Origin of the sequence: Idiomarina sp. 29L (assembly GCF_004123135.1) — a bacterium.
In the GTDB taxonomy this organism is placed as follows: Bacteria; Pseudomonadota; Gammaproteobacteria; order Enterobacterales; family Alteromonadaceae; genus Idiomarina.
In genome coordinates this window covers 263,073-289,856 of sequence record NZ_SDJS01000001.1, presented here as the reverse complement: position 1 = coordinate 289,856, position 26,784 = coordinate 263,073, and the positions used below count along the sequence as shown (strand labels likewise).

At 47.5% G+C, this 26,784-nt stretch carries 24 protein-coding genes and 5 tRNA genes; 14 read left to right on the top strand and 15 right to left on the bottom strand.

Annotated features, from left to right (window positions below; genetic code table 11):
- Window positions 1–115 precede the first annotated feature (115 nt).
- The gene (locus EST55_RS01355) at window positions 116–1,456 is read left to right on the top strand and encodes a S41 family peptidase (protein WP_129496234.1); all 1,341 of its coding nucleotides are present in this window, start codon (window positions 116–118) and stop codon (window positions 1,454–1,456) included.
- 19 nt (window positions 1,457–1,475) lie between these two features.
- On the opposite strand, the gene EST55_RS01350 is transcribed toward EST55_RS01355, so the two are convergent.
- From EST55_RS01350 to hemA, 10 genes are all read right to left on the bottom strand, one after another.
- Window positions 1,476–3,815 carry an acyl-CoA dehydrogenase gene (locus EST55_RS01350; RefSeq protein WP_129496233.1) on the bottom strand — a complete coding sequence of 780 codons (2,340 nt, stop codon included), beginning with the start codon at window positions 3,813–3,815 and terminating at the stop codon, window positions 1,476–1,478.
- Window positions 3,816–3,878: 63 nt separating this feature from the next.
- Window positions 3,879–4,505, bottom strand: coding sequence for a TetR/AcrR family transcriptional regulator (locus EST55_RS01345; protein WP_100690403.1), 627 nt, complete (start codon window positions 4,503–4,505; stop codon window positions 3,879–3,881).
- Window positions 4,506–4,587: 82 nt separating this feature from the next.
- Complete coding sequence (locus tag EST55_RS01340) at window positions 4,588–6,081, bottom strand: TrkH family potassium uptake protein (RefSeq protein ID WP_129496232.1); 1,494 nt, start codon at window positions 6,079–6,081, stop codon at window positions 4,588–4,590.
- Between the two features lie 2 nt (window positions 6,082–6,083).
- Entirely contained in the window at window positions 6,084–6,926 is an 843-nt protein-coding gene (gene kdsA / locus EST55_RS01335; protein ID WP_088768470.1) for a 3-deoxy-8-phosphooctulonate synthase, read from the bottom strand.
- 15 nt (window positions 6,927–6,941) lie between these two features.
- Complete coding sequence (locus EST55_RS01330) at window positions 6,942–8,213, bottom strand: DUF819 family protein (RefSeq protein WP_088768471.1); 1,272 nt, start codon at window positions 8,211–8,213, stop codon at window positions 6,942–6,944.
- Between the two features lie 19 nt (window positions 8,214–8,232).
- Entirely contained in the window at window positions 8,233–8,607 is a 375-nt protein-coding gene (locus tag EST55_RS01325; protein ID WP_129496231.1) for a SirB2 family protein, read from the bottom strand.
- Between the two features lie 22 nt (window positions 8,608–8,629).
- Window positions 8,630–10,102, bottom strand: a complete 1,473-nt coding sequence (locus tag EST55_RS01320) for a DUF3369 domain-containing protein (RefSeq protein ID WP_129496230.1) — start codon at window positions 10,100–10,102, stop codon at window positions 8,630–8,632.
- A complete protein-coding gene (gene prmC / locus EST55_RS01315; RefSeq protein ID WP_129496229.1) occupies window positions 10,102–10,950 on the bottom strand; it encodes a peptide chain release factor N(5)-glutamine methyltransferase in 849 nt (282 codons plus the stop codon). Before prmC ends, EST55_RS01320 begins: the two co-directional genes overlap by 1 nt.
- Window positions 10,947–12,038, bottom strand: a complete 1,092-nt coding sequence (prfA, locus tag EST55_RS01310) for a peptide chain release factor 1 (protein WP_100692238.1) — start codon at window positions 12,036–12,038, stop codon at window positions 10,947–10,949. The genes prmC and prfA overlap by 4 nt, the downstream gene beginning before the upstream one ends.
- A gap of 21 nt (window positions 12,039–12,059) precedes the next feature.
- Window positions 12,060–13,319 carry a glutamyl-tRNA reductase gene (gene hemA, locus EST55_RS01305; protein WP_129496228.1) on the bottom strand — a complete coding sequence of 420 codons (1,260 nt, stop codon included), beginning with the start codon at window positions 13,317–13,319 and terminating at the stop codon, window positions 12,060–12,062.
- Between the two features lie 135 nt (window positions 13,320–13,454).
- Here hemA and lolB point away from each other — a divergent pair, with 135 nt between their 5' ends.
- From lolB to ychF, 6 genes are all read left to right on the top strand, one after another.
- Window positions 13,455–14,090, top strand: coding sequence for a lipoprotein insertase outer membrane protein LolB (lolB, locus tag EST55_RS01300; RefSeq protein WP_129496227.1), 636 nt, complete (start codon window positions 13,455–13,457; stop codon window positions 14,088–14,090).
- Complete coding sequence (ispE, locus tag EST55_RS01295; protein ID WP_129496226.1) at window positions 14,072–14,932, top strand: 4-(cytidine 5'-diphospho)-2-C-methyl-D-erythritol kinase; 861 nt, start codon at window positions 14,072–14,074, stop codon at window positions 14,930–14,932. The genes lolB and ispE overlap by 19 nt, the downstream gene beginning before the upstream one ends.
- 15 nt (window positions 14,933–14,947) lie before the next feature.
- Entirely contained in the window at window positions 14,948–15,895 is a 948-nt protein-coding gene (locus EST55_RS01290) for a ribose-phosphate pyrophosphokinase (RefSeq protein WP_129496225.1), read from the top strand.
- 142 nt (window positions 15,896–16,037) lie between these two features.
- Window positions 16,038–16,706, top strand: coding sequence for a 50S ribosomal protein L25/general stress protein Ctc (locus tag EST55_RS01285; protein WP_088768479.1), 669 nt, complete (start codon window positions 16,038–16,040; stop codon window positions 16,704–16,706).
- A gap of 15 nt (window positions 16,707–16,721) precedes the next feature.
- Window positions 16,722–17,318: an aminoacyl-tRNA hydrolase gene (pth, locus tag EST55_RS01280; protein ID WP_088768480.1), complete on the top strand. Its 597-nt coding sequence runs from the start codon at window positions 16,722–16,724 to the stop codon at window positions 17,316–17,318.
- Window positions 17,319–17,324: 6 nt separating this feature from the next.
- A complete protein-coding gene (gene ychF / locus EST55_RS01275; protein ID WP_053952779.1) occupies window positions 17,325–18,416 on the top strand; it encodes a redox-regulated ATPase YchF in 1,092 nt (363 codons plus the stop codon).
- Between the two features lie 46 nt (window positions 18,417–18,462).
- Here the strand turns inward: ychF and EST55_RS01270 are convergent, their stop codons facing one another.
- Genes EST55_RS01270 through EST55_RS01255 form a run of 4 tightly spaced genes read right to left on the bottom strand, consistent with a single transcriptional unit; the run spans window position 18,463 to window position 22,652 of the window.
- The gene (locus EST55_RS01270) at window positions 18,463–18,870 is read right to left on the bottom strand and encodes a group 1 truncated hemoglobin (RefSeq protein ID WP_129496224.1); all 408 of its coding nucleotides are present in this window, start codon (window positions 18,868–18,870) and stop codon (window positions 18,463–18,465) included.
- A gap of 11 nt (window positions 18,871–18,881) precedes the next feature.
- Entirely contained in the window at window positions 18,882–19,730 is an 849-nt protein-coding gene (locus EST55_RS01265; protein ID WP_346437533.1) for a DUF3034 family protein, read from the bottom strand.
- On the bottom strand, window positions 19,723–21,984 hold the full coding sequence (locus EST55_RS01260; RefSeq protein ID WP_129496222.1) for an EAL domain-containing protein: 2,262 nt from the start codon (window positions 21,982–21,984) through the stop codon (window positions 19,723–19,725). The genes EST55_RS01265 and EST55_RS01260 overlap by 8 nt, the downstream gene beginning before the upstream one ends.
- A complete protein-coding gene (locus EST55_RS01255; protein WP_129496221.1) occupies window positions 21,981–22,652 on the bottom strand; it encodes a methylamine utilization protein in 672 nt (223 codons plus the stop codon). Before EST55_RS01255 ends, EST55_RS01260 begins: the two co-directional genes overlap by 4 nt.
- A 162-nt stretch (window positions 22,653–22,814) precedes the next feature.
- Here EST55_RS01255 and EST55_RS01250 point away from each other — a divergent pair, with 162 nt between their 5' ends.
- The 7 genes from EST55_RS01250 (at window position 22,815) to EST55_RS01220 (ending at window position 25,527) form a co-directional block, all read left to right on the top strand.
- A complete protein-coding gene (locus EST55_RS01250; RefSeq protein ID WP_129496220.1) occupies window positions 22,815–24,197 on the top strand; it encodes a class II fumarate hydratase in 1,383 nt (460 codons plus the stop codon).
- Between the two features lie 20 nt (window positions 24,198–24,217).
- Window positions 24,218–24,886 carry an SDR family oxidoreductase gene (locus tag EST55_RS01245; RefSeq protein WP_129496219.1) on the top strand — a complete coding sequence of 223 codons (669 nt, stop codon included), beginning with the start codon at window positions 24,218–24,220 and terminating at the stop codon, window positions 24,884–24,886.
- 144 nt (window positions 24,887–25,030) lie between these two features.
- Window positions 25,031–25,107: transfer RNA gene (locus tag EST55_RS01240), tRNA-Met, on the top strand.
- A gap of 17 nt (window positions 25,108–25,124) precedes the next feature.
- Window positions 25,125–25,209, top strand: a tRNA-Leu gene (locus EST55_RS01235).
- Window positions 25,210–25,233: 24 nt separating this feature from the next.
- Window positions 25,234–25,308: transfer RNA gene (locus EST55_RS01230), tRNA-Gln, on the top strand.
- A 43-nt stretch (window positions 25,309–25,351) separates the two neighbouring features.
- Window positions 25,352–25,426: transfer RNA gene (locus EST55_RS01225), tRNA-Gln, on the top strand.
- Window positions 25,427–25,440: 14 nt separating this feature from the next.
- Window positions 25,441–25,527 (top strand) — tRNA-Leu (locus EST55_RS01220).
- Between the two features lie 57 nt (window positions 25,528–25,584).
- On the opposite strand, the gene EST55_RS01215 is transcribed toward EST55_RS01220, so the two are convergent.
- Entirely contained in the window at window positions 25,585–26,724 is a 1,140-nt protein-coding gene (locus EST55_RS01215; protein WP_129496218.1) for an FAD-dependent monooxygenase, read from the bottom strand.
- Window positions 26,725–26,784: the final 60 nt, after the last annotated feature.

Here is a 26,784-nt window from a genome sequence, read left to right as displayed (position 1 = left end):
TAGTCAGTGTCGGCAGTGTGCCACGATGCAGTAAAAAGCGCCACGCTGGGTGTTCATCTTTTCGTTCTCTGTGCTAAATTGTGAATTAACATTTTTACAACACGCGAGATGCAGTATGACCTTTAAGAAACCTTTGTTGCTACTGAGCATGGCAGCGGCATTATCAGCCTGTGGTGGCTCTGACAGCAGCTCTGACACCGGCGGTACGGGTGGAGGCTCCGGCTACGCCACGTGCTCGGTCGAAGACCAAAACCAGCGGTTTTTCAATTATATGAAAGAGGACTACTTTTGGGCAGACCAACTACAGGACAGTATTGACCCGGAAGCGTTTGACGATGTTTACGCGGTGCTTGAAGAGTTACGCGTGCCGGAAGACCGCTACAGCTACATTTTAACCGAGGAAGAGTACGAACAATTGTTTGTGAACGCCACCTACTTTGGCTTCGGTTTTTCAATGGAGCAGATAAGCGATACTCGCGTGAAAATTCGCTTTGTTTATAACGGTTCTCCAGCCGAGACTGCAGGTATAGAACGTGCTGACGAGCTGATTGCCATTGACGATGTGCCCGTTGCTGAACTGCTTGCCAACGGCGAATTTGATAATGCCTTAGGGCCAAATGAAGAAGGTCTGAGCAAGAAGCTGACCTGGGAAAAACCAGACGGCACCGAACAAACCGATGTGTTAAACAAAGTAGAAGTGGAAACCAACACGGTGATGGGTGCACAAACCACGGCGCTCAATAACGGAGAAACCGCCGGTTACTTTACCCTGGACTCTTTCATTAACCGTACTGGCAGCGACTTAAACGAAGCGTTTGATTTGTTCGCTAACGAAGGCGTTGATCATTTAATTATCGATGTGCGCTACAACGGTGGTGGTCTCATTCGTTACGCCAATCAAACCTCCAGTCAGGCAGCGGGCAATAACGTACTCGGCGAAACCTTTTTGACTTACCGCTTTAATGAGCAAAACAGCGATAAAAACGAAACCCTTCCGTTCCGCTTAGTCGACGGCACGCAGCAGCTCGACTTAGATACGGTCTATGTTCTAACGACTGGCAGCAGCTGCTCTTCTTCGGAAATTATCATTAACTCTTTAAAACCTTACGTGAATGTTGTCACTATTGGTGAGAACACTTGTGGTAAACCTGTCGGCCAACAGCCTGAACAGTTGTGCGACAAAGTGACGTTCGCTATTAACTTTGAAACGGTTAACGCTGAGGGTGAAGGCAAGTATTACAACGGCTTGGCCCCTACCTGTGAGGTTGAAGATGAAATTGTCGCTAAGTGGGGAAGCGAGCAAGATCCGCTAACTGGCGCAGCGTACAGCTATATTGAAACCGGCAGTTGCCCGGCTACAGCCAGTGCCAGCGCAGAAACGAAAAAGAGCGCTCAACAGCGCTCTTTTGTGGACCCAGTGTTCAACTTAAAAGACAAACGTCGAACACTTTATTAAGTTGAAATAAATGCGGTGGTCAGTCTCTGACCGCCGCTTTTCTCAAGTCACCTTTTGCCGTGTAAAACTGATTGTTTTCCAGAATGCCCGGCGCGAAGCTATCAACACCAATAGCAAGCAGTCGCAACTCTTCTGTCTCAGCCAGTTTATCGGCCGTTTCCTTATCCACTAAGCCTTTTTCTAAAGCCGCATCGGCAAGCTCTTGTCCGTTTAAATTAAATGACAATTCACCGCGTTTCTGAGCCTTACGGAGCGTTTTATAAACCGACTTCATTTCCAGCATGGATAAAAACGCTTTTTCCATGTGACCGGTTGGATCGTTCTTGTCGTCTTTCCAGTAACACAGGAACGTATGGCGATCACGCGTGACGCCTGGCTCCATCATGCTTAGGCTAATTTCCTGCAAGGTGTCGTCTTTTGGCTTCTTAAAGTGATTACCCAGCGGGAATATCACTAAACGCATCATCCAGGCGACGGCACGGTTGGGGAAGTTGTCGAAGAAACCATAGAAAGCTTCAGCAATACTATGCAGATGGTGCTGCAACGCGTAATGCACATACGGTAAGTCAGCAACCTGACGACCTTCGTCTTCAAAGCGCTTCAACACCGCAGAGCCCATGTATAAATGACTTAACACATCGCCGAGGCGCGCTGAAATCATTTCTTTACGCTTCAAGTCACCGCCCATCATCAGCATGGAAATGTCTGACGCTAACGCCAACCCACGGCTCATGCGACCCAATTTACGATAATACTGCGCGGTTTCGCCGCTAACCGGAGACTCGCCAAAACGCGCCCCTGTCAGACCCAGCCATAAGCTGCCAAATACGTTGCTGGCGGCAAAGCCAATGTGTTTCATCAGCAAGCCGTCAAACTCGCGCATACCCTCGTCTTCATTGGGGTTTGCGGCCGCTTGCATTTCTTTCAGTACGTACGGATGACAACGCGTCGCCCCCTGACCAAAAATCATCAGGTTACGGGTTAAGATGTTGGCACCTTCTACCGTAATGGAAACGGGGGTTGCCATATAATTGTGACCCAGGTAATTATGCGGCCCCAATTGAATGCCCTTACCAGCATGAATGTCCATTGCGTGTTCAATAACTTCACGCCCCATTTCCGTCATGTGATACTTCGTCATTGCCGTCACAACCGACGGGCTCATGCCCTGGCACAGTGATGAAATTGTTAAGCGACGCATGGATTCAAGAATATAGTTCGTGCCACCAATTTTACCCATTGATGACTGCACGCCCTCAAACATACCAATAGGCAGCCCGAATTGCTGACGCACGTAAGCATACGCACCCGTCATGCGCTGAGTCACGTGGCCCGATGCTGTCGCCAACGCGGGCAGTGAAATACCGCGACCGGCTGACAAGCATTCGACCAGCATACGCCAACCCTTACCGGCATACTCTTCGCCGCCGATAATCCACTTCAGGGGAATAAATACGTCTTTGCCGTACGTTGTACCGTTTAAAAACGCCTGATTTAACGGGAAGTGACGGTCACCAATTTCGACGCCTTTGTGGCTGGTCGGAATAAGTGCGCACGTAATACCAATATCGCGCTTGTCGCCCATTAAGTTTTCAGGGTCGTACAATTTAAACGCCAAACCAAGCACGGTCGCAGACGGCGCCAGAGTAATATAACGCTTTGACCAGTTAAGGCGAATACCAACCACTTCTTCACCTTCATGCTCACCTTTGCAGATAATGCCTTCATCAGGAATAGACCCCGCATCAGACCCAGCTTCAGGACCCGTTAGGGCAAAGCATGGAATATCGGTACCATCCGCTAAACGCGGCAACCAATATTCTTTTTGCTCTTTCGTACCATAGTGCGTCAGCAATTCACCCGGGCCTAATGAGTTAGGCACCATAACCGATACTGCGGCGCTAATTGAACGGCTGGCAATACGCGACACAATGTAAGAGTTTGCCGCCGGAGAGAAGTCGAGACCGCCGTGTTCTTTACCAATAATCATGGCAAAGAAACGTTCCTTTCTCAGAAAGTCCCACACTTGTTTTGGCAGGTCTCTGTCCTGTTGAACAATTTTGAAGTCATCGATCATATCCAGCAAGGTGTTCAGCTGGTTATCAATGAAGTCTTGTTCATCCTGAGTCAGTTTCGGCTGCGGCATGTCCAGCAGTTTTTGCCAGTCAGGACGACCTTTGAACAATTCACCGTCCCACCATACGTCCCCTGCTTCCATAGCTTCACGCTCAGTGTCAGACATAGGCGGCAGAATGCGCTTAAAAATACCAAAAACAGGTTTAGTAATAAGGCTGCGACGGATATCTCCGACTGCAAATACCAGTACCACTAAAACCAACAACAAAATGAGAATTTCCATGGTTATCTCCAGTGCACCATCACAATAAAAGTGTAGTCAAAACTCCGTCTTACGACAGTTTATTTACGAATTTTCGAGTCCGCCCGAAACAAACGGAATAAGTTGATCAATGACATCCTGTGCGCCAATTTGCTGATTAAACTCGGCTTGCGCTATTTCGATAAGTGCCTGACCGGACACCTGAGCGAAAACGACCGAGCCTAATACAAAGTGCAGACGCCAGAACATTTGCTGTTCATCTAAATGTGGGTTTGTGCGCTTAAGCAGCTGCAGCAAATGTTGCAATACGTTGCCGTACTCTTGTTGAGTGTACTTGCGCAAATGCCCCTGAATTTCAGAATAAGCAAAACCCAAGAGCCTTAAAAACGTATCGGGGCCACGCTTGTTGATTTGAGTCAATTTAGCCAGTGGCAGTTTGAAACGCTCAAATAATGCTTGAGTTTTGAGGTCTTTTTCGGCCTCTGCTTCTTTAAGCTGTTCTTCTAGAGCCGGCATAAAAACACTTAAATAGCGGGCAATAACCGCCTGTATCAGCGCTTTTTTTGAGCCAAAATGATAATTAACGGACGCCAGATTCACGCCTGCTTCGTGGGTGATCTGCCGTAAAGAGGTCTGTTCAAAACCATCTCGCGCAAACAGCGCTTCAGCGGCGTTGAGTATTTTCTGTTGAGTCGTAATGCGTGCTGCCATGATATAAATAAACGCATGATTTAAACATGCGTTTAATTTAATTCATGTCGTTTCAGCGTGCAAGTGTTCGCTGAAATTTATTTTAGTGCTTCCAGTAATGTCTATGAAATAAGATCAGTACCGTCATTATCTCCAAACGCCCTGCTAGCATGGCAAATATCAGCAGTAATTTGGCACCACCGTCCAGGCTGGAAAAGTTACCTGCGGGTCCAATAATTTCACCAAGACCAGGGCCAACGTTACCCACAGCGGATGCCGCTCCGGAAATAGCGGTTAGAAAATCGAGCTCAAACAATGACAAGCCAAGTGCAATAACCGCTATCAGTAAAAAATACATGAAGCAAAAGGCAACCATTGAACCCAGCAGTGAATCGTTAACTCGTCGTTCTTGGTACGTCTCAACCCGAACCAAATTTGGGTGAATGAGTTGGCTAAACTGTTTTTTAAGCAGTAACTGTGAAAGCTGGAAACGGAATATTTTCATACCACCGGCGGTTGACCCGGTACAGCCACCAATAAACATGAGATAGAAGAAAACCATCAGGGACCAGCTACCCCAGTTGCCGTAATCTTCCGTCGCATACCCTGTCGTGGTCACCACAGATACAACATTAAATGCGGTATGCATGAGAGCGTCACCGACCTCGCGCCCTTTCACCACTTGCACCAAAGTAATAAGCACAATGGCGATCATTAAAAAGGTGACAAAAGCACGTACCTGGGTGTCCTTCCAAAGTGGTTCATAATCTCCTTTTAGTACTCGAATGTAGAGTACAAAAGGTAGTGCCCCCGCCACCATGAACAGTGTACCGGTTATAACCAAAAACGGTGTATCGGAAAAGTGACCGAAAGAAGCGTCATAATTTGAGAAACCGGCGGTCCCTATGGTTGTCATACCATGAACCAAGGCATCAAAGCTTGTCATGCCACCCAAAAGATACAACGCAACAACAGCAACCGTTAGTATCAGGTAGACTCGACCAATGGCTAAAACCATGTGACTGGAGCGAGGCATAAATTTACCCGACATATCGGACGATTCAGCCTGGAACAGTCGCATACCGCCAACCTGCAAAAACGGTAATATCGCCATGGCCATAACGATGATCCCGATACCGCCTAACCACTGCAGCATCGCCCGCCATAGCAAAACACTGGATGGCAGATCATCAAGCCCGGAAATAACAGTGGCTCCGGTGGTGGTAATAGCCGACATAGCCTCAAACCACGCACTGGAAAAATCGAGATAAGGCTGAGCGAAAATAAACGGTAACGTCGCAAAAAGGCTAGCTGATACCCAACATAAGGTGGTTAACAAAAAGACCTGGCGTGCTCTCAGTTTGGCGTCACCCACAGGCTGTAGAAAAAGTGCAACACCAACGACAAAACCAATAATAGCCAATGTTAAATACGTCCACTGCTCCTTTTCCGCATTAATAACGGCCATAACAAATGGTGCTAATAACGCCAGAGAAAGCAGCGCCAGCAAACCACCGACCGCTTTTAATAAGAGCTTCACCGCCTGGCGTTTATCAAGCGGTGTTTGCTTAAGTGAGCTGCCGGCCTGAAGCGACATGGTTAATTAGACGTGTCCAATGCGCTGAATGACTTCACTAAGTCATCCACAGCTTTCATCTGCTCTAGATAGCCTTCTAATGCGCGTAACGGCAACGCGCACGGCCCGTCACACTTGGCTTCATCTGGGTTAGGGTGTGCCTCAATAAACAAACCGGCAATACCTAACGCCATACCAGAGCGAGCAAGTTGTGCAGCTTGTGCACGGCGACCATCGGCAGAGTCAGTGCGGCCCCCCGGACGCTGTAACGCATGAGTTGCATCGAAGATGACCGGCGCCATGGTCTTCATTTCATCCATGCCCAGCATATCAACCACTAAGTTGTTATAACCAAAGCAAGAACCGCGCTCGCACAACATTATGTTCTGGTTACCGGCTTCCGCGAACTTGCTAATAATGTGCTTCATTTCATGCGGTGCTAAAAACTGAGGCTTCTTGACATTAATCATGGCACCGGTTTCAGCCATAGCAACGACCAAGTCAGTTTGGCGAGCTAAAAACGCCGGAAGCTGGAGAATATCGACAACTTCCGATACCGGCTTAGCCTGATGGGGCTCGTGTACGTCGGTAATTAGCGGGACATTGAACTGCTGTTTCACGTCTTCGAAAATTCGCAGGCCTTCTTCGAGGCCCGGTCCACGAAATGAGTGCACCGACGAGCGATTGGCTTTGTCGAAAGACGCTTTAAAAACATAAGGAATGCCTAACTTATCCGTCACTTCAACGTAATGTTCGGCAATACGAAGCGCTAAATCACGCGACTCCAGTACGTTCATCCCGCCAAAAAGAACAAACGGACGGTCGTTAGCTATTTCAATATCGTTTAAATGTAACTTCGAAATCATGCTCATTCCTTTTGATCAACTGCCAACCACACGCAACACCTGGCCTGAGAAGTACGCCATATAAGTCCCCAGCGCATAACCCATAACAGCCAACAGAACACCCACTGGTGCCAGTGACGGGTGAAACGCCGATGCGACTACCGGAGCTGATGCGGCCCCGCCGACGTTGGCCTGACTGCCCACCGCCATGTAAAAAACAGGGGCACGTAAAATTTTAGCAACAAGCAGCATTAACGACGCATGAATAATCATCCAGATAGCGCCAATTAGGAAGTATTTTGGTGCTTCAACAATTTTTGTCACGTCCATGTGCAAGCCGATGCTTGCCACCAAAACATAGACAAAAACAGAGCCAATTTTAGAAGCGCCAGCCGCTTCCAGCGAGCGAGCGCGGGTAAAAGACAACGCAATACCGCCCGCAGTCGCAAGAACAATAACCCAGAAGAACAAACTGTCTAAGCTGAACTTACTCAGAGCCGGGTAGTTCGTGCCAATGGCCGGTGCTATCCAGTCAGCCAGTAAATGAGCTACGCCTGCCACACCGAAGCCAACGGCTAAAATAAGCATTAAGTCTCTCAAGCTTGGATTACGAACGTGCTCGGCTTCGTACTTTTCAACTTTATGACGAATGGCGTCAATAGCTGACGTATCTGCGCCAGTGCGTGCATCAATTTGCTTAGCGTTCGCTGCCATATAAAGCAACACAGCCATCCATAAGTTAGCGACAATAATATCGACCGTTACCATCGCTGAGAAAATATCACCACCGACTTCATACACTTCTTTCATAGCCGCCTGGTTAGCTCCACCACCGATCCAGCTACCGGCGATGGTCGTCATACCACGCCAAACCGCATCAGGGCCTGCTCCGCCGAGCATTTCAGGAAAGATGAAAGAAACCAGCAATAGTGCAATGGGACCACCGATAACAATACCGAAGGTACCAGTTAAAAACAGTATCAATGCTTTGGATCCCAGACCCAAAATTGCTTTTAAGTCCAAACTCAGCGTCAGTAACACCATACAGGCCGGTAGCAGATAATCCATAGTGATATCTGTTACGGCTGTCGCATTGCCATCGACAATACCGAAAGTGTTCAACAACGACGGCAGGAAATAGCAAAGCAATAACGCGGGTACGAAGCGATAAAATTTCTTAAACGCCGGATGGTCACTATTATTGGTATAGAAAACAAAACCCAAAATGGCCATTAATAAGCCAATGATAACGCCATCGTTAGTAATTAGCGCACTCGTTTCTGTTACGGCGGTTTCCGGTGCTAACATACAACAAAATCCTTTTTAACTAGCCAGCAATTAGTGCTGTTTTTGACATAGCCACGTGCAATAAGAAAGCTATCCAGCCGCACGCACCGAGAAAGCCTACCCAGCGAGTCACAGCAGACTGACCTTTCATGGCGAAAATACCAAAAATAATGTAACCAATAACACCGATAACTTTATCCGTCAGCCAAGGCACTTCTATCGGATACATACCAACCGTCACCATAATGCCAATGGCACTCGCCAATAAAAGCGTGTCATTGATATGTGGTACCACTTTCAGCCACTTCTTTTGTAACGCTGGAGAATCCAGCAACCGCAAAACGAAGCGGAATAGAAATAAAGTAATAGAAATAAAAACAAATAGAACATGCAGGTGTTTAAAAACAACGTACACAGTAAAACCCCTTTATAATAAATTAAATATTTCTTAGTTCGGGCAGTAGCTTCAATCCTTGCTCAAGGAAGTCAGGCGAATAATAGCGACCTTTTTCGTCATCAAGTCGTGTTTTGATATCCGCGTCACTTGTGTCTCCTTCAAACCAGTCCACTAGCTGTTCAGTTAACAACAATACTTGCGTACTCAGTGCAATATCACCGCCTTGTTTTCCTTCTGGAAGGCCTAAACCATCCCAGCGCTCCAAGCGTTCCATCAACGCACGATGCGCTTTTTGGGTGGCTTCGTGCTCACCATGCGTTAACGCTCTTAGTGAACGAGCAACACGTTGTTGGCAAGTTGTTTCGTTGGCGGCAACAGGTGTCGACGCACAGTCCAACAGCGGACGAGCTTGTGCAAACAGCGACCAGGCTAAAGCCGTCGCTTCCGCTTCGTCGGCATTAACGGCCTGAGCCAGGCGATAAGCAATACGCCCTTCTTTGCTGCCATCCAGCACGTTATTGAAATGATTGGCATGATGCAGCATCAGCTGATCCGCCAGGCGTGCCAGGAAGTGATCAGAGTCCTCCAGGCACACAACGTTGTCCTGAGCCAACTGCACATTTTCAGCAAATAATTGCAAGACATGGTGGTCATCAGCGGTTAACGTGCGGGAAAGCCCACCAATAAATAAAACCGAGCCATGCGCACGACAATGGCTGCGGCAATACAACAGCACAAAGTCTTCTCCGTAGAACGAACCATGATTTGCAATGACGTTCTCCAGCTCAGCTAATGCCTTTGAAGGAATGACCGAACGCAGCGTTTGACCGACACTAACCTGTGAATCTTCACCGTGCGCGGCTAATACTTTATAAGAGGTGCCGTCTTCATTTGCTGTTGCGTAAAGCGTTTGCTTAGCACCACCGATAACCCAGCTCAACTGCTGAACCAAACCATCAACAAAACTATTCATCGGTTGTAGCGCATACAAATTTGTCGACGCTGAAATGATTTTTTCCAAACCATGGCGGCTTTGGTCAATGGACATAATGTCGCGGTATGAACGCAATGACGACATAACAGCCGTAAATAGCTTCTGCGCGGTCAACTCGGTTTTCGATTTATAGTCGTTAATATCGTAATTGACGATAACGGTACGTTCAGGCGCCTGCCCCGGCTGTCCTGTTCGCAAAATGATACGAGTAAAGTGGTTGTCGGCTTTCTCTCGAATATAGCGAGCGACCTGGAGACCTGCGTCATCCGTTTCCATCACAACATCAAGTAAAAGAATGGCCGCATCGGGATGTTCATCAATGAGCTTTCTGGCTTCTTCACCAGAAAATGCACTATAAAACTTGAGACCGCGTCCCAGAAAGTTAAAGTCGTTCAATGCCAGTTTTGTGACCGCATGCACTTCTGGCTCGTCATCGACAATTAAAATTTTCCAGTATTCTGTTGGTAATTTTGTATTTTGCTGGCTGGCTTCATCAGCAAACATGAACTGGTTGCTCATTACTTGTCTCTCTCCGCCGTGACGTATTGTCCACCTGATACTCGTTCTACACTAGCATAATCCTGCCAACGGTTAACCTTTTTATAACCACTTTTTGTGAGTAGCTCAATGACACTGTCAGCCTGCTGCCACCCCTGTTCAAGTAGTAACCAACCACCGTCCGCCAAGTATGACGTTGATCGAGTAATTATGTTCTTTATATCGTCTAAACCGTCGCCCGTTGCCACCAAAGCAGTTAACGGCTCAAATCGAACATCCCCCTGGCGTAAATGGGGATCGGCTTCTTCGATGTATGGCGGATTAGAAACAATCAGGTCAAAAGGCTTGCCGACAGGCACATGAGAAAACCAGTCGCTTTGGAAAAACTCAACATCCAGGTTGTTACGTGTGGCATTACGGGCAGCCAAAGCAACCGCGTCACCGTTCTTATCGCACCCACTCACCTGCCAGTCCGGCTTCTCTGACTTTAACGCCAGCGCAATCGCACCGGTTCCGGTACCTAAATCCAGTACTCGAGCATTATCGGGCAAATCCAGACTCAATGCTGTCTCTATCAGGGTTTCTGTGTCCCCTCTGGGTATGAGAGTGCTTTCGTTCGTCTCCAACTCTAGCGACCAAAACTCTTTACGTCCGGTAATGTAAGCTATCGGCTTCCCGTTAACCCTCTCATGAACCACGACCTCAAAGCGTTCCAACTGTTCGTCGGTTAATGCTCTTTCCGGCCAGGTCATTAGGTAGGTTTTATTTTTGTCCAGCACAAAGCTCAGCAGCGCAAAAACATCGGCCCTAACATCTTCATTGTGCGCCAGCTGCTGCCGCGCCCACTGCAGAGCTTCTTCTATGGTCATTCTTGTCCTTCAGACAATGCCGCCAATTGATCCGCCTGATGTTCGGTAATAATTGGATCCATAATCAAGTCCAAATCCCCCTGCAAAACCTCATCCAGCCGATATAAAGTTAAATTAATACGGTGATCCGTGACACGACTTTGCGGATAATTATAGGTTCGAATACGCTCTGAGCGGTCACCGCTGCCGACCAAGTTGCGACGTGTACTGGCTTCTTCCTGTTGACGCTTTTCGTCTTCGATTTTCTGTAATCGTGCCTGTAATACTGACATCGCTTTTGCGCGGTTTTTGTGTTGTGAACGCTCTTCCTGACACTCAACGACCACACCCGAAGGCAAATGCGTAATACGAATGGCCGAGTCAGTCCGGTTAACGTGCTGACCACCGGCACCGGAAGCTCGAAAAGTATCGACTCGTAAATCAGCAGGGTTAATCTCTATCGCTTCCGCTTCCGGAATTTCCGGTAAAATAGCCACCGTACAAGCTGATGTATGAATTCGACCTTGTGACTCGGTTTCAGGTACGCGCTGCACGCGATGTCCGCCCGACTCAAACTTCATACGACCATAAGCGCCGTCACCATTCATCTGTGCAATCACTTCTTTATAACCACCATGATCACCTTCGTTGGCACTCACTACAGAGATATTCCACCCGTGCTTTTCCGCATAACGGCTGTACATCCGAAATAAGTCGCCAGCAAATATTGACGCTTCATCACCACCGGCTCCGGCCCGGATTTCCAAATAGCAGTTGCGGTCATCGTTTGGGTCTTTTGGCAATAATAAAATTTGCAATTGTTGCTCAAGCTCAGTTTCGTTTTCCTTGGCTTGTTTTAATTCTTCCTGAGCCATTTCCCGCATTTCAGGATCATCTTCCTCCGCCATATCTTTAGCGGCGATCTGGTCTTCCTGGTTCTGCTTATATTTTTCAAAGCAGTCGACCACTTCCTCAAGTTGCGAGTATTCCTTCGACAACGCACGAAAACGGTTCTGATCAGAAATAACGTCTGGTTCACCGAGCAGCGCCTGAACTTCCTGGTAACGCTCAAGCAGACCTTCAAGTTTTCGTTCAATGGATGGATTCAACATAGATTTTTATTTGCCTTCTTAGGAGTCAGAATTCTCGTCTGACCATAATTGCTGTAACACTGCCAGGGTGTACTGGTCGTTATTTTCACCGGCAGATTTTAACAAATTGGTGGGTTGATGGGTCAGTTGCTGCACCAACCTATGACTAAATTGTTTAAGCACCTCTTCCGCAGCTTTACCTTGCTGCAGCTGAGTCAACGCCCGCTCCAAATGCGTGTCAGCAACGGCCTTAGTGTGCTGTCTGTATGCTCGAACTAGCTCGACACTATTGAGCGACTGTAACCAGTCGGTAAATTCCTGCGCCTGCTGACGAATAATTACCTGCGCTTCCTTTGCTGCCTGTTCACGGTTTCTTATGTTTTCGCTAATAATGCTTTGTAAGTCGTCGACAGTATACAAATAAGCGTCATCCAGCTCATTGACTTGTTCTTCGATGTCTCTGGGAACGGCTAAATCGATAAGCAGCATTGGTTTATGACGACGTTTTTTAAGCGCCTTTTCAACCGTACCTTTACCAACTATCGGCAACGTACTTGCTGTTGAACTCACCACGATATCCGCATCAGGAAGTAGTTCTGCAAGCTCTGACAAGCTGTGTGCTGCACCGTCGACTTTTTCAGCCAATTCTCGGGCTCGTTGCAACGTTCGGTTCACTACGGTTATGTCGGTTACGCCCTGCTGCTTTAGATGCTGAGCAACTAATTCAGAGGTGTCCCCGGCGCCTATCAGCAAGACTTTTGACTTCGCTAAATTAGAAAAGATATGACGCGCCATAGACACAGCGGCATAGGCTACCGACACAGCGTTTTGTCCAACCGCCGTCTCATTGCGTACGGTTTTTGCGACACGAAATGTTTGCTGAAACAGGCGCTCTAAAATACCGCCAACAGCCGCTTGTCGCTTAGCAATTTGATAGGCCTGCTTTACTTGACCGAGTATCTGGGGTTCGCCCAGCACTAACGAATCTAAGCCACTGGCAACCGACATTAAGTGGCTAATTGCCTGGTCGTTCTTAAACAGGTAGTGATGATTTTGCAGAGCATCGGGCGGTAAACTATGAAAGCCTGTGAACCAACCTAACAATAGGTCATCGGATACATCACCGCGACAATACAGCTCAGTACGATTACACGTAGACACAATGACCGCTTCCTGTACACCTTGCAAACCACGAACCGCCTGCAACGCAGCATCCAGTTGCTCGGCGTTAAAAGCAACTTGCTCACGTAAATCAACGGGGGCTGTTTTGTGGTTTATTCCCAGAGCTGAAATGGTCATCGGATTGTGTAACTCGTTATCTCAACGCGGTCATCATATTTAAGTGGCAGTGATTGTACGTGAAAGCCCCAGTCATTGAAAGTCACAGCGCTTTCTGGTCAACTAACGACTCACCGATTACGCCAATAGAAAAATATGATTCAACACCTTACTAAATTAGCCGTTTTGCTGACTGTATTGCTTGTCACGGGCTGTTCAATACCAACGCCGTCACATCAGGACAGCAGCCGCCAGGTCAATATCGACTTAGTTAACAGCCACCAAAATAAATTAAGCGCCTTTAATAACTGGTCAATGTCCGGACGTATGGCATTAATACAAAAAGAGCTCGACGAACGCGACTCGTTTTATGTCAATTGGCGATACCAGCCGACGTATCAAGAGCTTCGTTTTTCGCATCCACTGAAAGGTCAGCTCGCGAAACTAACAGTGAGCAAGCGCCAGGCAACGCTAGTAGACTCTAATGGCGCCACTCGCTCTGCAGTGACTGCGCCGGTGTTGTTGGCAGATGTGTTACAGGTTTATATTCCATTTGAACAGCTGCGCCAATGGTTAATCGGCCAGAAAACCGCTCGACTGAACAACCTGACCTATTATAACAACGGTACATTAGCCAGCGCCTCGGTCGTTCAAAATAATGAGCAATGGCGCATTCGATGGTTTTATGATTCACAAACAAACGCTGAGCTTCCTCTTCCAGAACAAGTCCATATTGACAGCCCGACACTAAAAATAAAGGTACAAATGCAAGAATGGCAGACCCACAATTGAAACTACCTGCGCCAGCCAAACTGAATCTTTTTTTGCATATAATCGGACGTCGCCAAGACGGCTATCATGAGCTGCAAACCGTATTCCAGTTCCTCGACTTTGGCGACTGGTTACACTTCCATTCCGCGCCAGAAAACCAATTCGAACTGATCGATCATGGCTCTAATGTGGCGAAGCAAGACAACCTGATTTGGAAAGCGCTCCAACAACTCCAACGTGCTTACTTAAAAAAGGACATTAGCAACTTACCCGGGGTTACAATTGAGTTGAAAAAGTACCTTCCTCAAGGTGCGGGATTGGGTGGCGGCTCCTCAGACGCCGCCACGACTATAGTTGGTCTTAACTACTTGTGGGGGCAAAAGCTATCGAATGAAGAGCTCCAGGCGATAGGACTGGAGCTAGGTGCCGATGTACCCGTATTTATTCACGGCAGCACTTGCTTCGCAGAAGGTATTGGTGAGCAATTTACCGATGTTTCACCAGACACTCCCTGGTATTTAATCGTTAAACCGAACGTACATATATCCACTGCTGAACTGTTTAATCACCCTGACCTAAAGCGACACAGTAACCCCCTTGTACCTGCTTCCTGGGAACTAAGCCAGCACGAAAACGTGTTCGAACCAGTGGTCTGTGCTCTGCATCCTGAAGTTGCTAAATTACGTGATGCCTTGCTAGAATACGCACCGACTCGGCTCACTGGCAGTGGAGCATGTCTATTTTCGACATTCGAGAGCAGGCAAGCGGCAGAGGAAGCTCAAAAACACGTTCCCAGAGAACTGTTTTCATTTATCGCTCAAGGCCAGAACCGTTCACCACTTTTCCAAACATTAACCCAATAAAAGTCGAGGTATGTTGTGCCTGACATGAAACTTTTCGCTGGCAACGCTACCCCCGAGCTAGCTCAGAAAATCGCCGATCGTTTATACATTAAGCTGGGTGAAGCGTCTGTTGGACGTTTCAGTGATGGCGAAATCAGTGTCGCTATTAATGAGAATGTCCGCGGCTCCGATGTCTTTATTTTGCAGTCTACTTGCGCCCCGACAAACGATAATCTAATGGAGCTTATCGTTATGGTTGACGCCCTGCGTCGCGCCTCTGCAGGTCGTATTACTGCGGTAATGCCTTATTTCGGTTACGCCCGCCAGGATCGCCGTGTTCGCTCTGCTCGTGTACCTATTACGGCGAAAGTCGTTGCTGATTTCTTATCAAGTGTTGGTGTTGACCGCGTTCTCACCGTTGACTTACATGCCGAGCAAATTCAGGGCTTCTTCGATGTTCCGGTTGATAACGTATTCGGCACCCCAGTGTTACTTGAACACATGCGTCAACAACAATTCGACAACCCGGTGGTTGTTTCTCCGGATATCGGCGGTGTTGTTCGTGCTCGCGCATTTGCCAAATTAATGGATGACACTGACTTGGCGATTATCGATAAACGTCGCCCTTCTGCTAACGTTTCTCAGGTCATGCACATTATTGGGGATGTTAAAGGGCGTGACTGTATTATCGTCGATGACATGATTGATACTGGTGGTACGCTTTGTAAAGCCGCAGAAGCGCTTAAGAGCCATGGCGCGAAACGCGTTTTCGCCTATGCAACACACCCAGTATTTTCAGGCAAAGCAGTCCAGAATATTCAAGACTCTGCTATCGACGAGCTAATTGTCACTGACAGCATTCCATTAAGCGAAGAAATGAAAGCAACAGGTAAAGTCAGTCAGCTGACACTGTCCGGCATGTTGTCTGAAGCACTTCGTCGAGTCAGTAACGAAGAGTCTATCTCCGCAATGTTCGAGTACTGATACAGTTGTTTTTTTAAGACTTCAGTGCTAGTATTGCGCGCCCTTGGAAACCGGCCTCGTCGTCGGTTTCTGAGTATTTGGGTCAGCAGCTTGGTCGCGAGTGCTGACAAATTAAAACATTTAACAATGAGAGCCCAATATCATGGCTGAATTAGATTTCACAATTAAAGCAAGTGTCCGCGCGGACAAGGGGAAAGGTGCGAGCCGCCGCCTGCGTCATGCGGATAAAGTACCTGCCATCCTATACGGTGGTAAAGGTGAGCCAGTAGCGTTAGAAATGGATCACAACAAAGTGAATAACATGGCTGATTACGAAGCCTTCTATTCACACATTCTGACCTTAGACATCGACGGCAAGAAAGAGCAGTGCATTTTGAAAGACATGCAGCGTCACCCTTTCAAGCCTAAGCTGACTCACTTAGACTTCCAACGTGTTGAGAAAGGTCAGAAGCTGCACACTCACGTCCCTCTTCACTTCTTGAATGAAACGACGGCGAAAGGCGTTAAAGAAGAAGGCGGTGTTGTTGTTCACCACGTCAATGACGTTGAAATTTTAGTTCTTCCAAAAGACTTACCAGAGTATCTGGAAGTGGACATTGCAGAACTGAACGTTGGTGACACGATTCACCTGACTGACCTGAACCTTCCTAAAGGTGTTGAGCTGGTTGAGCTGACTAAAGGCGAAGACCACGACCAGGCAGTTGTTTCTATCTCTGCTCCACGTGTAGAGAAAGAAGAAGACGAAGAAGAAACAGTAGCTCCTGATGAAGTTCCTGCAGAGAAGAGCAAAGACGACGCTGACGAAGAGTAAGCATTAGTCCTAGCTATGGGAACAAGCATTAAGCTATTAGTGGGCCTGGGAAATCCAGGCCCCGAATACGAAAAAACCCGCCATAACGCGGGTTTTTGGTTAGTTGACGACTTTTGCAGGCGACACGGTGTTACATTATCGGTCGACGCTAAATCAAAAGCATTAATTGGCCGTTATCAACAAGGCGCTCACGATGTGCGCATTGTAATGCCTCAGAATTATATGAACCGCAGCGGCTTTTCTGTCGCACATATCGCCAACTTCTATAAAATTCCGCCTGAATCGATTCTCGTCGCGTACGACGAATTAGATTTACCGCCCGGTGTAGCGAAGTTTAAAAAAGGCGGTGGTGCTGGCGGTCATAACGGCATTAAAGATATTATCGCCCAAATTGGCAGTCAGGATTTCCTCAGATTGCGAATTGGCATTGGACACCCGGGTCACAAATCGAAAGTGACCGGTTTTGTGCTCGGCAAGGCGCCAGCAACTGAACAGCGACTCATTGATGATTGTATCGATGAAGCCAGTCGCAGTATTGACACATTAATGGAACAAGGCTGGACGGACGCGCTTCAACGCCTCCACAGCTACCGTCCTCAACAGAAAGGTTAACTCATCATGGGATTTCGGTGTGGTATTGTTGGTTTACCCAACGTCGGTAAATCCACGTTATTCAATGCCCTGACCAAAGCGGGTATTGAAGCAGCAAACTTTCCTTTTTGTACGATTGAGCCTAACACCGGCGTTGTTCCGGTTCCGGATACACGCCTGGACAAGCTTGCTTCAATTGTTAAACCAGAGAAGGTTCTGCCAACGACCATGGAGTTCGTTGACATCGCAGGCCTCGTAAAAGGTGCTTCAAAAGGCGAAGGTTTAGGTAACCAATTCCTGGCTAATATTCGCGAAACTGACGCGATTGGGCACGTTGTCCGCTGCTTCGAAGACGATAACATTGTACACGTCAGTGGCGGCATTAACCCTGCTGATGACATTGACACAATTAATACCGAATTGGCATTAGCCGATTTAGACTCTGTCGAAAAGGCGCTACACCGGTTAGGTAAGAAAGCCAAAGGTGGCGACGCGCAGGCCAAGGCTGAAATTGCCGTTTTGGAAAAGCTAAAGCCAGCTCTTGATGAGGGGCACATGGCTCGCTCAGTAGAGTTAACGAAAGAAGACCGGGCGACTATTCGCTCATACAACTTGCTGACTTTGAAGCCAACTATGTACATTGCCAACGTCAATGAAGATGGCTTTGAAAATAACCCGCACTTAGATACTGTTCGCGAAATTGCTGCGGCTGAAAATGCGGTAGTGGTTCCTGTTTGTGCCGCCATTGAGTCAGAAATCGCTGAACTGGATGATGCCGATAAAGAAGAGTTTCTATCGGAAATTGGTCAGGACGAACCGGGTCTTAACCGTGTCATTCGTTCTGGTTACGAGCTTTTGAACCTGCAAACTTATTTTACTGCAGGCCCTAAAGAAGTTCGCGCGTGGACGGTTAAAGTCGGTTCTACAGCACCACAAGCGGCGGGCCGTATTCACACGGACTTTGAAAAAGGCTTTATCCGTGCCGAAGTCGTTGGCTATGACGACTTCATCGAAAACAACGGCGAGCAAGGCGCAAAAGACGCCGGTAAGTGGCGCCTGGAAGGTAAGGAATACATCGTTAAAGACGGTGATGTCATTCACTTCCGCTTTAACGTCTGAGAATACATGAATTCTACTTCAAAGCCGCTCCCGTTGAGCGGCTTTTTTATTGTTCCACAATATCCCCGTACATAGGGGCGAGTTTTGCCAATAACTGGTTTTGAGTAGAGACAGGAATATTGTGCTTTTCCATTGCAATAATCAAATGCTCTACCAACGCATTAAAATCGGCGTGCATTACTCCCATCCCTTCATGAGATACTCTCATTGTCTCACCACTGTATTCACAGGGTCCACCGACCACATCGCAAACTTGCTCAGTAATAAGTTTATGAACACGCACAATATCTACTCCGTCGAAGTGATGCACAATGCGTTCATCACCACCGACGCGATACAACATCTCCTCAACTATTGAAGAAATTCCTTCTTTTTCTCCTAATTGCTGATAAAGGCTTTGTCCCATCACCATTGGCGATAACAGGAGCAAAAACACAATACTTAGTCGTCTCATAGTTATTTCCTTTAAAACGCCGCTTGCAACGATAGGTACCAACCGCTTTGATCATCTAAGCCCGCAATAGAGCCAAGCTCAGTATATGCACCGACAAGAGAGACATGCTTTGAGGGAAAGTAAGCAACAAAAATATCTTTCCAGGCCTCTTCCCTAGCGAAGCTTAAATTGTCAGGCTTATCACGAAATTCCACACCAACAGCCCAGTACCGGTTTAAAAAAGCAGCCACCGATGCCTCAGCAACCCATTTTGAGTCCGCCTCTTTATCGCCACCAAATCCTAATAAACCAAGTTGGTTTGAACGTGTTCGTCGCATCGTTACATTAGCCACCCAGGTTCGGTGAAATGGTCCATCTAGCCAAGCTTTGGCGGCACTGACATACCAATCCGTGTCACTGTCATCTAACGCCCCAACTGCACTAGGTAGAGTGAATGTTTTATTTTTCTTATGCTGAGCGCCGACACTCAGTTGAGGCCAGTCACCGTACACCAGATTTCCAAACAGGCGGACTTTGGCACCCACTATGTTTTGCTCCAGCTCTCCTCCAATCGTCGACAAATCAAACGTTTGCTGAGCATAAGACAATTCGACACGATTGTTCCAGGAAACACTGGCGCCCTGGACGCTGAGTCGAAAGTCATCAACGGCAACTTCGCTCACATTAACCGTTGCCCCCCACTCTCCAGTATCAGCGTAGGAGCTCAACGTCGCCCATGGAACAATGCCACCGCCACCGGATCCTTCAATCGTCGACGCGCCGCCGGTCGCCAGTAGCTTTGACCCAGCATCTGCAAACGTTGTTAGCGGTAATACTGCAAGTACAAAAACGGCACTTTTCAATAGTCGTAGGTTAGTCACGAGACTCTCCCTGTAACCTGTCATTAAAATCATCAAACGGAATCGGCTTGCTAAAATAGAACCCCTGTAACACATCGCAACTCTGATTTTTTAGCCAGTTCCAGCTTTCAACGTCTTCCACACCTTCAGCTACAACCCTCAAGCCCAGTTCGTGAGCCAGCTGAATCGTTGAACGAACGATGGATTGATCCGTTGCACTGCTTACCAAAGGCTGGACAAAAGCTCTGTCTATTTTTAATTCAGTGACCGGCAAGCGTCTCATTTGCTCTAGCGAAGAATAACCGGTACCGTAATCATCAATAGATACCTGATAACCTTTTTCTCTTAACCAGTTTAACCGTTCAATTGCAGCATCCGGATCACTCACAATCGCACTTTCCGTCACTTCAAGAATCAAATGTTTATTGAGTTCCGGCACTTCCCTCTCCAGCTCACCTATAACAGAGAGAATTTCATCACTTAACAAATCAATAGCAGAGAGGTTAATACTCAAACTAAAATGACCTGCAACATTGATACGCTTTAAGTAAGATACTGACTGTTTAAACACCCATTCTGTCAGCTTTTTTATCAAACCTGACTGTTCAGCCAATGGAATAAATTCATCAGGCCCCACAAAGCCAAGCTTTTCGTTGTGCCACCTTAATAAAGCTTCTGCACCTATCGTTTTTCCGGTTTGTGTCTCTATTTTTGGCTGAAGAAGCAAGGTCAGCTCCTTCTCGTCAGCGGCGTACTTCAAATGCTCCAGAATATTGAGCTTACGCAAGTACTGTTCATCAAGCCCCTCGCTGTATAAGAACACGAAATCTTGCCGGCGCTTGGCTTCTTGCGCACTCACCTGTGCCCGGCGCAACAAGGTATCAAAGGCTTTACCTTGTCGGGGAAATTCAACGGCTCCCGTATTAAACAGTATCGGGTAATCACTTTCTCCGACTTTTACCGGCTTCTCTATAAATGAGCGAAGGCTTTTAATAAGGTCGTGGTTAGCGGATAGCTTGTCCTCAACGACCAAGGCAAATTCATCCCCCCCAATACGGGCAGAGAGACTTTGTTCGCCAAAGTCCGTCAGTCGCTGCGCAATTTGTTTTAGCACAAAATCACCCACCTCCTGTCCGAGTGTGTCATTGAGTGTTCTGAATTTGCGGATATTGATGAGCAATAACGTTCCTGCACAACCTTTATTCAATAGTCGCTCTAAGTCCGCCGCAAACTGAGCCCTGTTCGGTAATCCGGTCAGTTGGTCATGCGTCGCTTGAAAAGATATGCGTCTCTCACGCTCAGACACCGCCCCTTTCATTGACTCAAAGGTTATAGCTAATTCACCAAATTCATCGGCTCGTTTTTCCAAATTCAGGTTGCCATAGTCACCCTTTTGCAATTGTTTAGCGGCTTTCGTTAGTCTCGATAGCGGTCTTGAAACACTGCGAGCCATTAGTAACGCAGCAGCGCCTGCAATCAGTACAGCCACCACGCCAATCAACAACATTTGCCACTGAACCCGGTGAACATCGGCCATTGCCTCTTCGAGTGACGAGGACAACAGCACATGTACCTGATCGCCTTGAGAGGCTTCAAGCAATGTTTCTTTGCCCACTAATGCTTGTTCGTCAAGCCAGTCAGCCAGCGAGCTTTTACGCGTAAGTGCGTTTTGCAAATTAGCCTGAAGCTCCGGCTCAAGACTGGACGCTATTACTTTTTTTGAGGACTCCTGCCAGAGGCTGATATCAGCATTCGCTAAATTTTGTAATTCAGTTGCTAAATTAGAGTCAATTTGAAAACCCAAAGTTGCCCAAGCGATTAGTTGTGGCGCCTTTACTGGCACCGTTATCAACTGAAACAGCTCACCATCAACAATAGCTAATTGCTGACCACGTGAATCTTTAGTTACTTCATTACCGATAGAGTGAGTTGCGGCTATCTCTTCACCTGCTGGCGTTTGAAGCACCATCAACTCAGTGTTAATTCGCTCCCCGTGATTCACCAATACTGAAACGATAGTGTCTTTATCGCCGGTAGCCACTGCCCGCTTAAAGCCAAAATCATCGGTTAATACTGCTGCTGCCTGCAGCAACAGTTCACTGCGGCTATTCAAAAGCTCACGGAAAACTCGTTCACTCACATTCAGCTCTTGAGCAATAGAGCGCTCGGCCTGTTGCTCTACACTGAAGTTCATTGCGGTCAGTGATATTGCTATAGAGCCTGACACGAGCAGTAGGAGAATAACTATCAGTCTGGTGCGAAAGCGCCGAATCATAAATTCCCCGTTCGGTTAAAGCGCTGCTCTAAGCGAGACTTAGGCTCCTTATCTGCTTGTTCCTTCACCACATCTAACATCAGCGGTTTGCCCTTTACGTTATCTAAAATGACGTCTTTCGCCGTCATTAAGTCAGCCCCCATCAATGGGTGCCACACACGAGCACTTGCCGAAGACTCAACGGTTGTATTTATGTTTAAAACCGTTTTGCCGTCTTCGCCAGTTATCCAGGCGGTTTCGTCCTCGGTAATAACAATGTGAGCAATCATTTGATCATGAATATTACAGCCCAGTGTGACTACGCCAGGCTTATTGAAACTCAGTGTCGGCTTTTCTTCATTTGCGTACAACTTGAGCTCAAAAGGCTTCGGCTTAGAAAAAGAGTAAACGTGGTGGCGAATATTATCACTATTTGGAAAAGTCACTTCACTTCCCGCTTTTATAACCGTCATGAATGGTGTGAACTGGCGATCAACCTGATCAATGATCTTTTTCTCGACCTTAAGCTTTGCTCTATCAGGAACATGAGCGTTATCAACAATGACCACAGCATTTGGTAAGGGGTTTCCCATTGCATCGACGATAGTCAGAGTCAATTCGTCAGCGTTAACCACCATAACCGGCAGCAAACACACTAAAGTGACCAACAGACGTTTAAGTGCTCTCAAATGACACTCCATTTTAGATTGATAGTTCTAGATTACCCCACATCACAAATTCCGCAACTTTCGCGTCTTCAACAACGTGATCTTCATCTCAGCCGATTCGTAATGTGTTATACCTATTAAAATTACATTAAACACAAATCTTTGCCGCAGGAGGTTTTCTTTATGAGTCAAGAATATCGCACCGAGAGCGACAGTATGGGTGAAGTTCAGGTTCCGGAAGAGGCACTTTACGCGGCACAGACACAGCGGGCCGTAGACAACTTCGCGATAAGCGGGCTGACAATGCCTGATGATATGATTCAAGCGATTGCCCGCGTAAAAGCCGCCGCCGCCAAAGCGAATGCAAAGGTCGGTAGTTTAGAGGAAAAGCAACGAGACGCTATTGTTCAGGCGGCCGAGCAAATTATTAACGGCGAGCATAAAGAGCACTTCCCTATTGATATTTTTCAGACCGGCTCTGGCACAAGCTCGAATATGAACGTCAATGAAGTTATCTCGAACTTGTGTAAACGAAACGGCGTTAACGTTCATCCAAATGACCACGTCAACCAAAGCCAGTCGAGTAACGACGTCATACCCACATCCATTCAAGTGGCCAGCGTATTAGCCATTGAGAAACGCTTACAGCCTGCCATTAAGCATTTAATGGAGGTTATTCGTAGTAAAGCTGTCGAGCTTCGGGACGTAGTAAAAACCGGGCGCACCCATTTGATGGATGCGATGCCTATGACGCTAGCACAGGAGTTAGAGACGTGGGCGGGCCAGCTCAGCCACACCGCTGAGCAACTGCCACAGCTGCTCCAGCACAGCCGTATTCTTCCTCAGGGTGGCACCGCAATAGGCACCGGCATTAATGCACCAGAGGGGTTCGCAGAAACCTTCGCAAAAGAACTCAGCGGCTTCACCGGCACTGAATTTAAAGCATCCCCAAACCCATTTACAGGCATTGCGGGACAAGAATTGAACCTGCAGTTGCACGGCCAATTGAACACCCTGGCAACGACGCTGTTAAAAATAAGCAATGACTTACGCTGGATGAATAGCGGTCCCCTAGCCGGCCTGGGTGAAATTCAGTTAACAGCACTTCAACCCGGCAGCAGCATCATGCCTGGTAAGGTGAATCCGGTAATACCAGAGGCAGTGGCGATGGTGGCCGCACAAGTTAACGGCAACCACACCACGATTACGACAGCAGCTCAGCAAGGAAACTTTCAGCTGAACGTTATGTTACCGATTGTAGCCTATAATTTACTGCAGTCGATAGAGCTTCTGACAAACAGCTGTCATGCTTTAGCTGATAAAGCCATTAAGGACTTTGAGGTCAACGAAGAGCGCCTTAATGAGGCCTTGGCTAAAAACCCTATTTTAGTGACCGCACTCAACCCTGTTATTGGTTACAGTAAAGCGGCTGAGATAGCGAAGAAGGCTTACCAAAACGGTCGCCCTATTATCGATGTTGCAGACGAAATGACCGATTTAAGCCGTGAGCGCTTAGAGCAATTATTAGATCCGAAAAAATTAACCGAGGGCGGTGTAAGCCAATAACTGTCTTAGAGGAGTAAATCATGAGTCAACCCCATGTCGTTATAACAGGCGCAAACAGAGGCATCGGCTTTGAGTTTGCTAAACAATATGCCGAAAAAGGTTACAAAGTCACAGCCGTTTGCCGCAATAACTCTAAGCAGCTGACCGAACTGGATGTCGACATCATAGAAGGTGTTGATGTAACTAAAGCCTCAGACTTATTGCGTTTAAAAGAAACATTGGGCAATGCGAAAGTAGATATTTTGGTTAATAACGCTGGTCTACTACACAAAGATGTCTTAGGTGAGCTGGACGCCGGCACCATTCGAGCACAATTTGAGGTCAATGCACTGGCTCCTTTGCGAGTAACCGAAGCATTACTCGATAATTTATCTAAAGGCAGTAAAATTGCGTTGATTACCAGCCGGATGGGTTCAATTGCCGACAACGGCTCTGGCAGCCGCTACGGTTATAGAATGTCAAAAGCCGCATTAAACGCGGCTGGCAAGTCCCTGTCTATAGATTTAAAAGACAAAGGCATTGCCGTTGCAGTACTGCATCCGGGATTTGTACAAACCGACATGGTTAACCATGCGGGTGATATTTCAGCTGCAACCGCTGCCGAGAGGCTCAGACAACGCATTGAGGAACTTTCAATGGAGTCGACGGGTGAGTTTTATCATAGCAACGGCGACCCTTTGCCATGGTAATTTGACGCCTTTTTAATCAAATGACTGTTTTTTTGCACAAACGCGCTGCTTTATCGTATTTTTTCTCAAAAATAGGTTGACGGGTTGCGGAGCGATTTGCATAATACGCGCCGCACTCACAGAGAGCGGAAAGTTAAAAAAGTTGGCTACGTAGCTCAGCTGGTTAGAGCACAGCACTCATAATGCTGGGGTCGCAAGTTCGAATCTCGCCGTAGCCACCAACTTAACTGAGAAATGTGCGGACGTGGTGGAATTGGTAGACACGCTGGATTTAGGTTCCAGTGCCTCACGGCGTGAGAGTTCAAGTCTCTCCGTCCGCACCAACTCTCTCTCAGGGTAGCTAAAATTGGGGCATAGCCAAGCGGTAAGGCAGCGGGTTTTGATCCCGCGATTCCCAGGTTCGATCCCTGGTGCCCCAGCCATTAGCTTCTTTAATTTATTTTGTGATTGCTGTCCTTAGTTGGATGGGGCATAGCCAAGCGGTAAGGCAGCGGGTTTTGATCCCGCGATTCCCAGGTTCGATCCCTGGTGCCCCAGCCATACTAACTACTGTTGCGGTGGTGGCGGAATTGGTAGACGCGCTAGCTTCAGGTGCTAGTGTCCGAAAGGACGTGAGGGTTCAAGTCCCTCCCTCCGCACCACAACAGACAATGGCCACCTTAGGGTGGTTTTTTTGTGCCTGTTTCCCCTTAATTACTCTATTCCCCAATAGCCTGCTTTATTAAGAAGTGCTTCAGTATCGGAGCTCTGGCGGCATTCAAAGAGACGTCAGCCAATAGACGAGCTATCGGATTACTGCTGCGCCAGCTTATTTGAAGTGCATCCATTAAACGCATCATTTTAGCGTTTTCAAATTTTCGTTGTTTTTCGTATCCGTTAAGCGCCTGAGTCACTGGCTTGTTAGATAATTCGTTGAGCAAGCACTGAATATCGGCGAACCCCAGGTTAACGCCCTGCCCCGCCATAGGATGAATACTATGAGCAGAGTCTCCGAGTAACGCAACGCAGCCGTATGAACAATAGTTTAATGCATGCTTACGCTGCAACGGAAAGCTCGCGGCTTTTATCAACTGAAATGCTCCTACATGTGGCTCAAACAATTGTACCAAATGGGTTTGCAGTGCGGTTTTATCATGCTGAAGCGAACGAATATCGGCTCTTTTATCATAGTCAATAAGGCAGGCTTTAGTGTCAGACAGTGGCAGTAATGCGTAAGGTCCCTGTGGTCTGAAAACCTCCCAAGTCTCGGAAGCGACAGGCTGTTCAAGCTCAACATTAGCCAGCAAACAACGTTGATCATAATCCCAGCCACGATACGCAGTGTGGATCAACTGAGCGATAATGGAGTTCGCACCGTCACATCCCAGCAATACGTCGAAGCTACTCCGCTCACCGTTAGTGAGCTCGACGGTTCTGTCATGAGGATTCAAGGAATTAATACGCTGCTCTGTCACGAGTTCGACACTTTCGTAGTCTCGCAAACACTGCCAAAGCGCTGCCTGCAAAGCGTTATTTTCTACCATCACTCCCAGTGACGCCTGGTCGACTTCATTGGCATCAAATGTCAGGCTTTTTCCTGACTGAGTAGTTACCGTTAACCGCTGGTAGTCTCTTACTTTGCTGTGAGCGATGACCTCATGAACCCCCAGTGAGCGTAACCACTGCCAGTTGGCTAAGTTTACGGACGAAATTCTGAGATCCCAATCATAGGTTTGCCCCTCGAGCTTTGGTGGATGACTTTCAAATAATTTGACGTAAGCCCCGGCTTTAGCAAGTGCCAGCGCCGACGCAGCACCGACCATTCCACCGCCATTTATGACAACCGTTAAATCTCGCATAGAACCTGAATTGTCTGTAAGTATAAGTTCTCTATAAATAACACATTTCCGGTCTCATTT

Excerpts from the sequence above, each read along its gene's own strand:
- EST55_RS01355 (WP_129496234.1), top strand. The coding sequence starts at position 116 with ATGACCTTTAAGAAACCTTTGTTGCTACTGAGCATGGCAGCGGCATTA.
- EST55_RS01350 (WP_129496233.1), bottom strand. The coding sequence starts at position 3,815 with ATGGAAATTCTCATTTTGTTGTTGGTTTTAGTGGTACTGGTATTTGCA.
- EST55_RS01345 (WP_100690403.1), bottom strand. The coding sequence starts at position 4,505 with ATGGCAGCACGCATTACGACTCAACAGAAAATACTCAACGCCGCTGAA.
- EST55_RS01340 (WP_129496232.1), bottom strand. The coding sequence starts at position 6,081 with ATGTCGCTTCAGGCCGGCAGCTCACTTAAGCAAACACCGCTTGATAAA.
- kdsA (WP_088768470.1), bottom strand. The coding sequence starts at position 6,926 with ATGATTTCGAAGTTACATTTAAACGATATTGAAATAGCTAACGACCGT.
- EST55_RS01330 (WP_088768471.1), bottom strand. The coding sequence starts at position 8,213 with ATGTTAGCACCGGAAACCGCCGTAACAGAAACGAGTGCGCTAATTACT.
- EST55_RS01320 (WP_129496230.1), bottom strand. The coding sequence starts at position 10,102 with ATGAGCAACCAGTTCATGTTTGCTGATGAAGCCAGCCAGCAAAATACA.
- prmC (WP_129496229.1), bottom strand. The coding sequence starts at position 10,950 with ATGACCATAGAAGAAGCTCTGCAGTGGGCGCGGCAGCAGCTGGCGCAC.
- hemA (WP_129496228.1), bottom strand. The coding sequence starts at position 13,319 with ATGACCATTTCAGCTCTGGGAATAAACCACAAAACAGCCCCCGTTGAT.
- lolB (WP_129496227.1), top strand. The coding sequence starts at position 13,455 with ATGATTCAACACCTTACTAAATTAGCCGTTTTGCTGACTGTATTGCTT.
- ispE (WP_129496226.1), top strand. The coding sequence starts at position 14,072 with ATGGCAGACCCACAATTGAAACTACCTGCGCCAGCCAAACTGAATCTT.
- EST55_RS01285 (WP_088768479.1), top strand. The coding sequence starts at position 16,038 with ATGGCTGAATTAGATTTCACAATTAAAGCAAGTGTCCGCGCGGACAAG.
- pth (WP_088768480.1), top strand. The coding sequence starts at position 16,722 with ATGGGAACAAGCATTAAGCTATTAGTGGGCCTGGGAAATCCAGGCCCC.
- ychF (WP_053952779.1), top strand. The coding sequence starts at position 17,325 with ATGGGATTTCGGTGTGGTATTGTTGGTTTACCCAACGTCGGTAAATCC.
- EST55_RS01270 (WP_129496224.1), bottom strand. The coding sequence starts at position 18,870 with ATGAGACGACTAAGTATTGTGTTTTTGCTCCTGTTATCGCCAATGGTG.
- EST55_RS01260 (WP_129496222.1), bottom strand. The coding sequence starts at position 21,984 with ATGATTCGGCGCTTTCGCACCAGACTGATAGTTATTCTCCTACTGCTC.
- EST55_RS01250 (WP_129496220.1), top strand. The coding sequence starts at position 22,815 with ATGAGTCAAGAATATCGCACCGAGAGCGACAGTATGGGTGAAGTTCAG.
- EST55_RS01245 (WP_129496219.1), top strand. The coding sequence starts at position 24,218 with ATGAGTCAACCCCATGTCGTTATAACAGGCGCAAACAGAGGCATCGGC.
- EST55_RS01215 (WP_129496218.1), bottom strand. The coding sequence starts at position 26,724 with ATGCGAGATTTAACGGTTGTCATAAATGGCGGTGGAATGGTCGGTGCT.